Origin of the sequence: Salinisphaera sp. PC39 (genome assembly GCF_040361335.1) — a bacterium.
In the GTDB taxonomy this organism is placed as follows: domain Bacteria; phylum Pseudomonadota; class Gammaproteobacteria; order Nevskiales; family Salinisphaeraceae; genus APNM01.
In genome coordinates, this window is sequence record NZ_APNM01000013.1 from 95,734 (window position 1) to 107,970 (window position 12,237).

At 68.6% G+C, this 12,237-nt stretch carries 10 protein-coding genes; 4 read left to right on the forward strand and 6 right to left on the reverse strand.

Features of this window, described 5'->3' with window-relative positions; all coding sequences use genetic code 11:
• The first annotated feature begins 44 nt into the window (after nt 1-44).
• Entirely contained in the window at nt 45-791 is a 747-nt protein-coding gene (gene cysZ, locus PC39_RS12970) for a sulfate transporter CysZ (protein WP_353253816.1), read from the forward strand.
• Nucleotides 788-2,773, forward strand: a complete 1,986-nt coding sequence (locus PC39_RS12975; RefSeq protein ID WP_353253817.1) for a M3 family metallopeptidase — start codon at nt 788-790, stop codon at nt 2,771-2,773. Before cysZ ends, PC39_RS12975 begins: the two co-directional genes overlap by 4 nt.
• Before the next feature lie 58 nt (nt 2,774-2,831).
• On the opposite strand, the gene PC39_RS12980 is transcribed toward PC39_RS12975, so the two are convergent.
• Nucleotides 2,832-3,635: an HAD-IA family hydrolase gene (locus PC39_RS12980; protein WP_353253818.1), complete on the reverse strand. Its 804-nt coding sequence runs from the start codon at nt 3,633-3,635 to the stop codon at nt 2,832-2,834.
• A gap of 149 nt (nt 3,636-3,784) precedes the next feature.
• Between PC39_RS12980 and dksA the strand changes: the two genes are divergently transcribed.
• Nucleotides 3,785-4,228, forward strand: a complete 444-nt coding sequence (gene dksA / locus PC39_RS12985) for an RNA polymerase-binding protein DksA (RefSeq protein WP_353253819.1) — start codon at nt 3,785-3,787, stop codon at nt 4,226-4,228.
• A 199-nt stretch (nt 4,229-4,427) separates the two neighbouring features.
• Nucleotides 4,428-4,928 carry a polyhydroxyalkanoate synthesis repressor PhaR gene (phaR, locus tag PC39_RS12990; RefSeq protein WP_353253820.1) on the forward strand — a complete coding sequence of 167 codons (501 nt, stop codon included), beginning with the start codon at nt 4,428-4,430 and terminating at the stop codon, nt 4,926-4,928.
• Between the two features lie 672 nt (nt 4,929-5,600).
• Here phaR and pnp read toward each other — a convergent pair.
• The 5 genes from pnp to infB all read right to left on the reverse strand — a co-directional run.
• Complete coding sequence (pnp, locus tag PC39_RS12995; protein ID WP_353253821.1) at nt 5,601-7,718, reverse strand: polyribonucleotide nucleotidyltransferase; 2,118 nt, start codon at nt 7,716-7,718, stop codon at nt 5,601-5,603.
• A 125-nt stretch (nt 7,719-7,843) separates the two neighbouring features.
• Entirely contained in the window at nt 7,844-8,113 is a 270-nt protein-coding gene (gene rpsO / locus PC39_RS13000; protein ID WP_353253822.1) for a 30S ribosomal protein S15, read from the reverse strand.
• Nucleotides 8,114-8,333: 220 nt separating this feature from the next.
• Nucleotides 8,334-9,251 (reverse strand): tRNA pseudouridine(55) synthase TruB, encoded by a 918-nt coding sequence (gene truB, locus PC39_RS13005; RefSeq protein WP_353253823.1) that lies wholly within the window; start codon nt 9,249-9,251, stop codon nt 8,334-8,336.
• A complete protein-coding gene (gene rbfA, locus PC39_RS13010; protein WP_353253824.1) occupies nt 9,244-9,639 on the reverse strand; it encodes a 30S ribosome-binding factor RbfA in 396 nt (131 codons plus the stop codon). The genes truB and rbfA overlap by 8 nt, the downstream gene beginning before the upstream one ends.
• Before the next feature lie 22 nt (nt 9,640-9,661).
• A partial coding sequence (gene infB / locus PC39_RS13015; RefSeq protein ID WP_353253825.1) for a translation initiation factor IF-2 occupies nt 9,662-12,237 on the reverse strand: 2,576 nt, incomplete at its 5' end.

Here is a 12,237-nt window from a genome sequence, read left to right on the forward strand (position 1 = left end):
TACCAGGGATGTGACGCCCACACTGTAACCCAGGAGGTAATGATTTGAGACCGATCGGCGACATGGCGCGGGGACCGGCCTATCTCTGGCAGGGCTTCGCGCTGATCCGGGAGCCGGGGCTGCGGAGCGTGGTCGCCCTGCCCCTGGCGATCAACGTGATCGTGATCGCGGGCCTGCTGTGGCTGTTCGGCAGCCAGTGGTCGGTGTGGCTGGACGCCTGGCTGGCGGGCCTGCCGGGCTGGCTCGCGTGGCTGGAATCGGTGCTCTGGTGGTTGGGTTTCCTGCTGGCCATCCTGCTGTTCTGCTACTTCTTCACCCTGCTCGCCAACCTGATCGCGGGCCCGTTCAACGGCATCCTCTCGTCGCGGGTGGAGCGTCACCTGACCGGCCACGAGCCCGAGACCGGCATGACCCTGTGGGGCGAGATCGCCGACGGCGCCGTGGGCGAGGCCCGTCGGCTACTCTATTACGCGGGCCGGGCGCTACTCCTGGGCTTGCTGAGCCTGGTGCTGCTTTTCATCCCGGTGGTCAACGCCCTGGTCCCGATCCTGTGGTTCGCCTTCGGCGCCTACATGCTGGCCTTCGAGTATCTGGACGCGCCGATGGGCAATCGCGGCCTGCCGTTCGCGATCAAGCGCCGCAGGCTCGCCGAGCGCCGCTGGCTGGGCCTGGGCTTCGGCGGCACGGTCACACTGATCACCGCCCTGCCCCTGATCAACCTGGTGGTGATGCCCGCCGCGGTGGCCGGGGCCACCGCCCTCTGGCTGGCCGAGATGGAGGGCCGGGAATGAACGGTTTTGCAAGCCGGCTGATCTGCCTTTGCTGCCTGCCGCTGGCGGCCGCCGCGGCGCCTCAGCCGCGGCCGGCCGTGACGGTCTTCGAGGGCGCCGCCTCGCTGAACGAGACCTGCGAGACGGCCCTCGCCCGGGCCCGCGCGGACGCGGACGAGATCCGCGCCGTGCCGGAAGCCGACGCCGGCGTCGCGAATGTCCTCGCGGCGTGGGATCGCATGAACATCCGGCTGGAGGACGGCATCTACCCCGCGCATCTGCAGGCCTACGTGCATCCGGACGCGGCGGTCCGCGCCGCCGGCCAGGACTGCATCCTGGCCGCCAATCGCCTGGAGACCGAGCTCTTCCAGGACGTCGCGCTGCACCGGCGGGTCGCGGCCGCCGCCCCCGCCGACGCCGTGGATCGCGAGCTGCGCCGCACGCTGCTCGAATCCTTCGAGGACACGGGCGTATCACTGCCTCCCGCCAGGCGCGCGCGGGCCAAGGCCCTGCTCGAACGCATCGAGGCCCTGGGACAACGATTCCAGAGCAACCTGCGCGAGAACGACGACACGCTGGTCTTTCCCGCCTCCGCGCTGGCGGGACTACCCGACGCCTATCTGGATCGGGTCGAACGGCGCGAGGACGGCGGCATCGAGGTCGGTTTCGACTACCCCGAGTACTTCCCGTTCATGGCCCACGCCGAGGACGCCGCCGCCCGCGAGCGTTACTACCGCGCCTTCGTGAACCGCGGCGGCGAGAAGAACCTGGCCCTGCTGCGCGAACTGACTCGACTGCGGCAGGAACTCGCCGGCCTCTACGATCTGCCGGGCTACGCCCATTACGCCACCCGGCGGCGCATGGTCGGGGATCCGGCGACCGTGCACCGGTTCCTGATCCGGGTGGACACCGCGGTCACGCCGCTGGCGCGCCGCCAAGTCGGGACGCTGGCGGCACTGAAGGCCGAGCGCGTCGGTCGCGAGACCGCCCGCCTGCGGCCCTGGGACAAGGACTTCTACCTGGAACGGCTGCGCCAGCGACGCTACGACATCGATCAGGAGGCCCTGCGGCGGTATTTCCCGATGCCGCAAATGACCGACTGGGTGCTGGCGCTGGCCGCGGATCTCTACGACCTGCGTTTCGAGCGCGCCGATGTCCCGGTTTGGCACGACTCGGTCACCTATTACGATGTCCGAGACGCCGGCACCGGGGCCTTCCTCGGCGGCCTTTATCTGGATCTGTACCCGCGTTCCGGCAAGTACGGCCACGCCGCCGCCTTCTCGGTCCGCAGCGCCAGTACCCGGGCGGGCCGGACGCCGATCTCCGTGCTGGTGACCAACTTCGAGCGCACCGGACTCACGCATCGCGAGGTCGAGACCTATCTCCACGAGATCGGGCACGCCCTGCACAACATCGTCTCGGGCACGCGTTACAGCCTGCACAGCGGCACCCAGGTGGCGCTCGACTTCGTGGAGGCGCCGTCACAAATGCTGGAGGAATGGGCCCGACGGCCGGAGACCCTGGCCCGCATCGCCGATGTCTGCCCCCGGTGTCCCCCGGTCGACCGCGAGCTGGTCGAGCGGCTGAACGCGGCGCGCCGCCTGGACCGCCCGCTGTTCTACAACCGCCAGTTGCTCTACGCCCGCTACGACATGGCACTGGCGGCCGACGACCCGCCCGACCCGATGACCGCCTGGGCGGCACTGGAGGACGCCACCCCGCTCGGCCATGTTCCCGGCACGCAGTTTCCCGGCACCTTCAGTCACATCGCCGGGGGCTACGCGGCCGGCTATTACGGCTATATGTGGTCCGAGGCCCTGGCACTGGACATGGTCGGTGCCTGGGGCGACGATCTCATGGACCCCGCGGTGGGCCGACGTTTCCGCAAGGTCGTGCTGGCGCGCGGCGGCGAGGTGCCGGCCGCCGACCTGGTACGGGCGTTCCTCGATCGCGAGCCGCGGCCGAACGCCTTCTTCTCGGAAGTCCGGGGAGAGCGGGAGTAACGCCGTCTGGCGTTGCGGCCAAAACCGGGCCGGCCACTCTGCCGGCCACGAAACAGCCTCAGGATCCCGCCGCCCGCGGCAACCTCTCGGATTCCGCCAGCAACCGCTCCAGCAGCGCGAGATTCACGCACCCGACATCGCGGCGTGGCCCGCCCAGGACGCGGCAGGGCGCATCCGGCTCGCCGAGTTGGTCGACCACCAGCAGGGCGTCGGTGAAATCCTGGCCGCGGGTATCGGCGTTGACCGTGACCACGACCGGAATGGAGGCGGCACGCGCCGCGGCGGCGCCCATCGCCGAATCCTCGAGGGCGATGCACTCACCCGGACGTCGCCCCAGCCGACGCAACGCGAGCTGGTAGAGGTCGGCGGCGGGTTTCTTCCGCGCCACCTCCTCGCCACTAGCGATCACGCTCACGAAGGCATTCAGCTCCGGGCCCAGGATATGCTCCAGGAACGGTTCCAGGGTGGCGCGGCTGGCGTTGGTGACCAGAGCGAGTTCCAGCCCGGCGCGGCCCGCCTCCAGCATCAGCCGGCGCACGCCCGGCCGCAGGCTGACCCGGCCGGATTGCAGTCGCTCGCGGAAGTGGCGCGACTTGAGCCGGTGCAGGGAGTCCACCCAGGCCTCGCGGTTCCGTTTCACCTCGTCCCGGTGGTGGCCCAGGTCCGGTTCGTGCTCGCGAAGGTAGTGCTCGATGCGTTCCCGGCCGCCGGGCAGGAGCAGGAGCTGACGATAAAGCTTCTTGGACCACTGCCAGCCCAGCCCCAGCTCCTTGAAGGCCCGGTTGTAGGCCGGCAGATGCCCTTGCGGCTCGGTGTCCGCCAGTGTGCCGTCGACGTCGAACAGCAGGGCCCGCAGGGCCATCGCTATACTGCCTAACTCATTGCAATCGTTGGATTCATTGTGCCAAAGACGGGCCGGCCCCACCACTCCCCCGCCAGCGTTGCCGCACCCCGCGCTTTCTGCTATAGCTAGCGGTCGCTTTTTTCCCGGTACGCGAGGAAACAGTCTTCATGGCCGCACGACAAGCCAGCGCCAAAACCGAGGCGCCGCAAAGCTTCACGCCCTACGAGCCCAAGAAGGGCGAGGAGTACATGAACGAGGCTCAGCGGGCGCACTTCCGCGACATCCTGGTGAGCTGGAAGCGCGAGCTTATGGAGGAAGTGGACCGCACGATGCACCACATGAAGGACGAGGCCGCGAACTTTCCGGATCCCACCGACCGTGCGACCCAGGAGTCCGAGTTCAGCCTGGAGCTCAGGACCCGCGACCGCGAGCGCAAGCTGATCCGCAAGATCGACGAGGCCATTTCGCGCGTGGACCGCGACGAGTACGGTTTCTGCGATACCTGTGGCACGGAGATCGGCATCCGCCGCCTGGAGGCGCGCCCCACCGCCACGCTCTGCGTGGACTGCAAGAGCCTGGACGAGATCCGCGAGCGGCAACTCGGCCGCTGAGTCTCGCGAAACGCATGTCACGGCGGCCGTCCGATCCCCGCGATCGGTGGCCGCGCCGCCCCACCCCGTAGATCGCGGCCAGCGTGGCCGTCCGCGCGCTTGCGCGCGGTACACTGGCGGCCACCGCTAGGCGCTGTCGCGTCGATCTGTCACAATGCTCTATCGCAGTGCAACATGCGGTATGCGGGGAGGACAGATCGTGAGCGACGTGCGCATCATCAAGAAATATCCCAATCGACGGCTGTACGACACCGAGATCAGCCGCTACATCACCCTGGAGGAAATCCGGCAGCTCGTGTTGCGGGGCGAGGAATTCCAGGTGGTGGACAAGCGCACCGGCAACGACATCACCCGCACCATCCTGTTGCAGGTGATCAGCGAGCAGGAGGAAGGCGGCGACCCCATCTTCTCGACCAAGGTGCTGCGCAACATCATCCGCTTCTACGGCGACTCGATGCAGAACACCATGAGCAGTTACCTGGAACTGTCGCTGGAGTTCTTCAGCGAGCAGCAGCACCAGTTCCAGGACCGGCTACGGCGGTTGCTGGGCGCCAACAATCCCCTCGCGGCACTGCGCGAGATATCGCAGCATCAATTGCCGCTATGGCGATCCGTTCGGCGCGAGTTCATCCGCAATCTCGGGCGCGAGAAGCGGCGTCAGGACGCGCCGGAGCAAAATTCCCGGAAGCCGAAGAAGTAACGCCATTTCGGGCATGTTTCTTGCTATAATTTCAGACAAGGATGTGGCAGAAGGCAGTTGACACGGCATGGAGCCACGCTTATACTGCACTGCAACATCAACGGCGCGGCGCCGGGCGAGAACCCGAAGACAGCGCGCAAAGAAAACCCGGCGAGGCCGGGTCTGACAGAATCTCCTCCGAAAGGCCTCACGGCCTTTCTCGCACCTTGCCCCCTCCCCCAGGGGGCTTTTTTTTGCGCCCCCGCAGGAAACGGGAAGAGCCATCATAGCCACCGTGGCGCCGAGCCGCAAGTTCCGCCCCTTGCGGCCACCGCGGTCGCGGGTCGGAGCCGCGATAGATTGGACTTATCCGATCGATAGAAAGATTTTCCGATCCGTTTATTGACAGGCCCGGACGACAAACTTATACTGCACTGCAACATCACTTGCGCGAGCAACGACGAAGATAGCGCGCAAAAAGAAACCCGGCCTCGGGCCGGGTTCGACAGAATCTCCTCCGAAAGGCCGCACGGCCTTTCTCGCACCTTGCCCCCTCCCCCAGGGGGCTTTTTTTTGCCCCCGCAAGAAACGGGAATGGCCATCATAGCCAGACCGCGCGCGGACCGCAAGTCCGAATTGCGGCCCGCGCACCAAGAAGGGGCGGTGTGCGCACCCGCCCCGTGCGGCCGCGGATCAGCCGGTGTTCTCGGCCGCCTCCGGCACTTCCTTCATGGACAGGCGTACCCGGCCCTGCTTATCGACCTCGAGCACCTTGACCCGGACCACATCGCCCTCGTTGACCTCGTCACGCACGCTCTCGACGCGGTGGTCGGCGATCTGGGAGATATGGACCAAGCCGTCGCGACCGGGCATCAGGCTGACGAAAGCGCCGAAGTCCATGATGCGCACCACCTTGCCCTCGTAGATCTGGCCGGGCTCGATGTCGCGCGTGAGATCCTCGATGCGCTTGATGGCGGCGTCGGCGGCGCTCTTGTCCACCGCGGCCACGCGCACGCTGCCGTCGTCCTCGATGTCGATGGTGGCGCCGGTCTCCTCGGTGATGCTGCGGATGGTGGCGCCGCCCTTGCCGATCACGTCGCGGATGCGCTCCGGATCGATCTTGATGGTGAAGATACGCGGCGCCCACTCCGAGATCTCGGCGCGCGGCTTGTCGATCACGCCTCCCATCGCCTCGAGGATGTGGAGACGGGCCTCCAGGGCCTGATCCAGCGCGGTCTCCATGATCTCGCGGGTGATGCCGCCGATCTTGATGTCCATCTGCAGCGCGGTGACGCCGTCGCGGCTGCCGGCCACCTTGAAGTCCATGTCGCCGAGATGGTCCTCGTCGCCGAGGATGTCGGTGAGCACCGCGAAACGCTCGTCCTCCTTGATCAGGCCCATGGCCACGCCGGCCACCGGCTCGGCGATCGGCACGCCGGCGTCCATCAGCGCGAGGCTGGTGCCGCAGACGGTGGCCATCGAGGAGGAGCCGTTGGACTCGGTGACCTCGGAGACCACGCGCACGACGTAGGGGAAGTCCTTCTCGAGGTCCGGCATCACACCGGCGATGGCACGCTTGGCGAGCCGGCCGTGACCGATCTCGCGGCGCTTGGGACCGCCCATGAAGCCGGTCTCGCCCACGCAATAGGGCGGGAAGTTGTAGTGCAGCAGGAACGGATCCTTGCGCTCGCCCTCGATGCCGTCGATGATCTGCGCGTCGCGACCGGTGCCGAGGGTGCTCACCACCAGGGCCTGGGTCTCGCCGCGGGTGAACAGCGCCGAGCCGTGGGTGCGCGGCAACACGCCGGTCTTGATGGTCAGCGGCCGCACCGTGCGGGTATCGCGGCCGTCGATGCGCGGCTCGCCGGACAGGATGCGGTCGCGCACCAGCCGCTTCTCGAGGGCGCCCATGGCGCCCTTGACGTCGTCGGCGGTCCAGCCCTCGCCGTCCTCGGCGGCGAGCTTCTCGACCAGTTCGCTGCGGATCTCGCCCAGGCGCGCCTGGCGATCCTGCTTGTCGGCGATCCGGTAGGCCTCGGCGATGGCCGCCTCGCCGGCCTCGCGCACCGCCTCTTCGAGGGAGACGTCCTTCTCGGCCGGCTGCCAGTCCCAGGCCGGCTTGCCGACCTCGCTCGCCATTTCGTTGATCGCCTGGATCGCGGCCTGCATCTGCTCGTGCCCGAACAGCACGGCGCCGAGCATGGTCTTCTCGGGCAGGCGGCGGGCCTCGGACTCCACCATCAGCACGGCATCCTCGGTGCCGGCGACCACGAGGTTGAGGCTGGAGTTCTCGAGAGTGGCGTTACCCGGATTGAGCACGTACTCGCCGTCGACATAGCCGACACGCGCCGCGCCGATCGGCCCGGCGAACGGCATGCCGGAGATCGCCAGGGCCGCGGAGGCGCCGATCATCGCGGGGATGTCCGGGTCCACGTCCGGGTTCGAGGACAGCACCGTCGGGATGATCTGGACCTCGTTGTAGAAGCCCTTGGGGAACAGCGGGCGGATCGGCCGGTCGATCAGGCGGCAGGTCAGGACCTCCTTCTCGCTGGGCCGGCCTTCGCGCTTGAAGAACCCGCCCGGAATGCGGCCACCGGCGTAGGTGCGTTCCTGGTAGTTGACGGTCAGTGGGAAGAAGGCCGCGTTCGGATTGACTTCCTTGCGGCCGGTCGCGGTCACCAGGACCACGGTGTCGGACATGGTGACCTTGACGGCGCCGTCCGCCTGACGGGCGATCTCGCCGGTCTCGATGGTGACGGTGTGCTCGCCGTACTGGAAGGTCTTGGTGCAGGTCGGTTGTACTGTGCTCACGACGGATTACCTGGTCGTAAAAAATGAAGCGCCCGCCGGCCGGCGGCCGACGGGCGGCAATACTGTGCGCTCGGCCCTTGCGGTGAGCGCCTCCGGAGCCGTGGTGGGCGCGCGGCCCGGCGCCATCAGCGGCGCAGGCCCAGCTCGGAGATCAGGGCCTTGTAGCGCGACGGATCGCGACCCTTGAGGTAATCCAGCAGCTTGCGCCGCCGGTTGACCATCTTCAGCAGGCCGCGACGGGAATGGTGGTCGCCCTTGTGCTTGGCGAAATGATCGCCGAGCTGGGTGATCCGTTCGGACAGCAGGGCCACCTGCACCTCGGGGGAGCCGGTGTCGGCCTCGCCGCGCTTGTGCTTGCTGATCACTTCGTTTTTCCGCTCGCTCGTCAAAGACATGCGTTACTCCTGGACTGAACAGGGGGCCCGCCGAGCGAGACACGGTCCGGCACGTCCGCGCGGCGCGGTTCCGGCCTTTTCCCAAGCGCAGTCCGTGCCTGCGCTTGGGAAAAGCCCGTATCCGTCGCCGCCGGCGACCGGCCGCCGCGCTCGCGGCGGGCGGTTGGTATTGGGCGGCGCGTATTTTAGCGCCGCAAGCGGCGCAATCACAACAAAACCGTCAACCGACGGCCCGCAAGAGGCGCTTGGGGGCGATACGGCCGTCGTCGAGAACCTCGCCGACGCCGAGCAGCCGCTCGTGATCGTCGTAGACGCGGACCCAGCCGCCGGTCGGCGCCCGCGGCACCTGGACCGGCTGGCCGCGCCCGATGTAGAACACACTGTCGGGGTCCAGGACCACCGCCGGCCAGTCGGCCAGGGCCTCGTCGATCGGCAGCAACAGGGCGTCGAGGGACTCGTGCCCCCGCTCCGCGGCCTCTTCCAGGGCCTCGATCGTGTGCATGCCCTGGGCCCCGAACGGCCCTACCGCGAGCCGGCGCAATTCCGCCACGTACCCGCAGGTGCCCAGGTGCTCGGCGACATCCTCGACCAGAGTCCGGACATAGGTACCCTTGGTGCAACGCACCCGCAGATCCATGGTATCGCCGTCCAGGCGCTCAAGCTCGAACTCGTGGATGCGGATACGCCGCGGCTTGCGCTCGACCTCCTCGCCGGCGCGCGCCAGTTCGTAGAGACGCTTGCCCTGGTGCTTGACCGCGGAATGCATCGGCGGCACCTGATCCTGCTCGCCGAGGAAGGCCGCCAGCGCCTCGCGGACCTTGTCCTCCGCGGGCGGCGACGTGTCGCTGCGCGCGATCACCTCGCCCTCGGCGTCGCCGGTGGCGGTCTTCTCGCCCAGGCGGACGCGGACCCAATAATACTTGTCGGCATCCAAAAGGTAGCCGGACACCTTGGTGGCCTCGCCGAAGCAGATCGGCAGCAGACCGCTCGCGAGCGGATCCAGGCTGCCCGTGTGGCCGGCCTTGCGCGCGCCGAACAGGCGCTTGACCCGCTGGAGGGCCGCATTGGAGGAGGCCCCCACCGGCTTGTCCAGCAGGAGGATGCCGTCCACCGGACGACCGCTGCGGCGCCTACCCATCGCGGGAACCCTCCCCTTCGTCACCGTGCCGCCGATCGTCCTCGGCCACGGCGTCGTCGATCAGGCGTGACAGGCGATGCGCCTCGCGTTCGGTCACATCCTCGATGAAATGCAGCTCGGGCACGCTGCGCAGCCGCAGATCGGCACCCAGGCGACCGCGCAGGAAACCGCCCGCGCGGCGCAGGGCGGCGACCACGTCGGCGCCGTCGCCGTCGAGATCGAACAGGCCGACGTAGACCTTGGCGTGGGCCAGGTCGCGCGAGACCTCGACATCGGTCACGGTGGCGCCGGCCGCGCGCGGGTCCTTGACCTCGGTGGCGATCAGCCGGGCGAGCTCGCGCTTGATCTGCTCCGCGACCCGCCGGCTGCGGGAGAATTCCCTGGGCATTAGTGCGTCCGGTCTCCCGCCGTCACGCCGAGGCTTCGGCCTCGACCTTGCGCTGGACCTCGATGCGCTCGTAGCACTCGATCTGGTCGCCGACCTTGACGTCGTTGTAGTTCTTCACGCCGATGCCGCACTCGGTGCCCGCCTCGACCTTCCGGACATCGTCCTTGTGGCGGCGCAGCGATTCCAGCTCGCCCTCGTAGATCACGACATTGTCGCGCAGGACGCGGATCGGCAGGCCGCGACTGACGTAGCCGTCCACCACCAAACAGCCGGCGATGGCGCCCAGCTTGGAGGAGCGGAACACGTCCTTGACCTCGGCCAGGCCCACGATCTCCTCGCGCAACTCGGTGCCGAGCAGGCCGTTGATGGCGTCGGTGACGTCCTGGATCGCCTCGTAGATCACGCTGTAGTAGCGCACGTCCACGCCCGACTCCTGCATCACCTTGCGGGCCTTGGCGTCGGCACGGACGTTGAAGCCGATGATGATCGCCTGCGAGGCCAGCGCCAGTTCGACGTCGGACTCGCTGATGCCGCCCACGCCGCTGGCCACGATGCGGACCTTGACCTCCTCGCTGGGGATCTTGCGCAACGATTCGACCAGTGCCTCCACGCTGCCCTGCACGTCCGCCTTGACCAGCAGGTTCAGGTTCTTGGCCTCGCCGGCGCCCTCCTCGCCGATCTGCGAGAAGACCTCTTCCAGGCGCGCGGCCTGCTGCTGGGCCAGCTTGTTCTCGCGCTTCTTCTCGTCGCGCAGCTCGGCGATCTCGCGCGCACGGCGCTCGTCGCTGACGACCAGGGCCTCGTCACCCGCCTCGGGCGTGCCGGACAGGCCCAGCACCTCGACCGGGATCGAGGGGCCGGCCTCCTTAACCTGCTCGCCCAGCTCGTTGAACATGGCGCGGACACGGCCGAAGTGCGGCCCCGCCAGCAGGGTATCGCCCCGCTTGATCGTACCCGCCCGGACCAGGATCGTGGCCACGGGCCCGCGGCCCTTCTCCAGGCTGGACTCGATCACGATGCCGCGCGCCGGCACGTCGCGGGGCGCGGTCAGCTCGGCGACCTCGGCCTGCAGGACGATGGCGTCCAACAGCTCGTCCACGCCCTCGCCGGTGATACCGGACACGCCCACGAACTGCACGTCGCCGCCCCATTCCTCGGGGATGACCTCCTCGGCGGACAACTCGTTCTTGACCCGGTCCGGATCGGCACGCTCGGTGTCGATCTTGGTCATCGCGACCACGATCGGCACACCCGCGGCACGGGCATGCTGGATGGATTCCTTGGTCTGCGGCATCACGCCGTCGTCGGCCGCCACCACCAGCACCGCGATATCGGTGATCTCGGCGCCGCGGGCGCGCATCCGCGTGAAGGCGGCGTGGCCCGGGGTGTCGATGAAGGTGATGTCGCCCTTGTCGTGCGCAACGTGGTAGGCGCCGATGTGCTGGGTGATACCGCCGGCCTCGCCGGCCGCCACCTTGGTTCGGCGGATGTAGTCCAGCAGCGAGGTCTTGCCGTGGTCGACGTGGCCCATGATGGTGACCACCGGCGCGCGCGGCTCGCCCTTGACCTCGGATTCCTCGGCACGGACTTCCTCGATCAAGGCTTCCTCGGCGCTCGCCTCCTTGATCGGCTTCGGATTGTGGCCCATCTCCTCGACCAGCAGGATCGCGGTGTCCTGGTCGATGGTCTGGTTGATGGTGGCCATCACGCCCAGCTTCATCATCTGCTTGAGCAGCTCGCCACCCTTGACGGCCATGCGCTGGGCGAGGTCGCCCACGGTGATGGTCTCGGGAATCTCGACATCCCGGATCACCGGCGCGGTGGGACGCTCGAAGCCGTGCTCGGTCTGCATCTGCACGCGACCCGGACGGGCGCGCGACTTCTTCTTGCGCCGCCCCTGCTTGCCCTCGGCGACGTGCAGTTCCTTGCGCTTGCCGCCGCCCGCGGCCTTGCGGCGCTCCTCGCGCGCCTCGTCCTCGGGGGTGCGGCCATGGCTCTCGGCGGCACGACGCAGGTTCTCCCGGGCGCGGCTGCGGGCATCGTCGGCCGCCGCGCGCAGGCGCTCGGCCTGGCTCAGCGGACGCTTGCGCTCCGGCTTGGCCGGCTCTTCGGGCTTGGCCTCCGCGGCACCCTCCTCCTCGGCGGCCGGCGCCGGCGTCTCGGCCTCGACCGCTTGCTCGGCATCTTCCTGCTTCTCGGCCTTCTCGGCTTCCTCTTTCGCCTTTTCGGCCTCCTTCTCCGCCTGCTCGGCGGCCTCGGCCGCACGCGCGGCCTCCTCTTCCTCCTCGCGCCGGCGCGCTTCCTCGGCCTCGGCCTCGGCCTCGGCCTGTTGACGCTCGGCCTCGGCCTGCTCCTGTTCCTGCGCTTCCGCCTCGGCGCGAGCGCGCTCCTCGGCCTCGGCGCGCGCCTGGGCCTCGGCTTCCTCGCGCGCACGCTGCTGCTCGGCCTCTTCCTCGGCCTGCTGCTGACGGTTGACGTAGGTACGCCGGCGCCGGACCTCGACACTCACGGTCTTGCCGGGCGCGCCGCCGCGTCCCCCGCTGAGCTTGAGCTCCGAGGTGGAACGCCGCCGCAGCGAGATGCGGCGGGCGCCGCCGC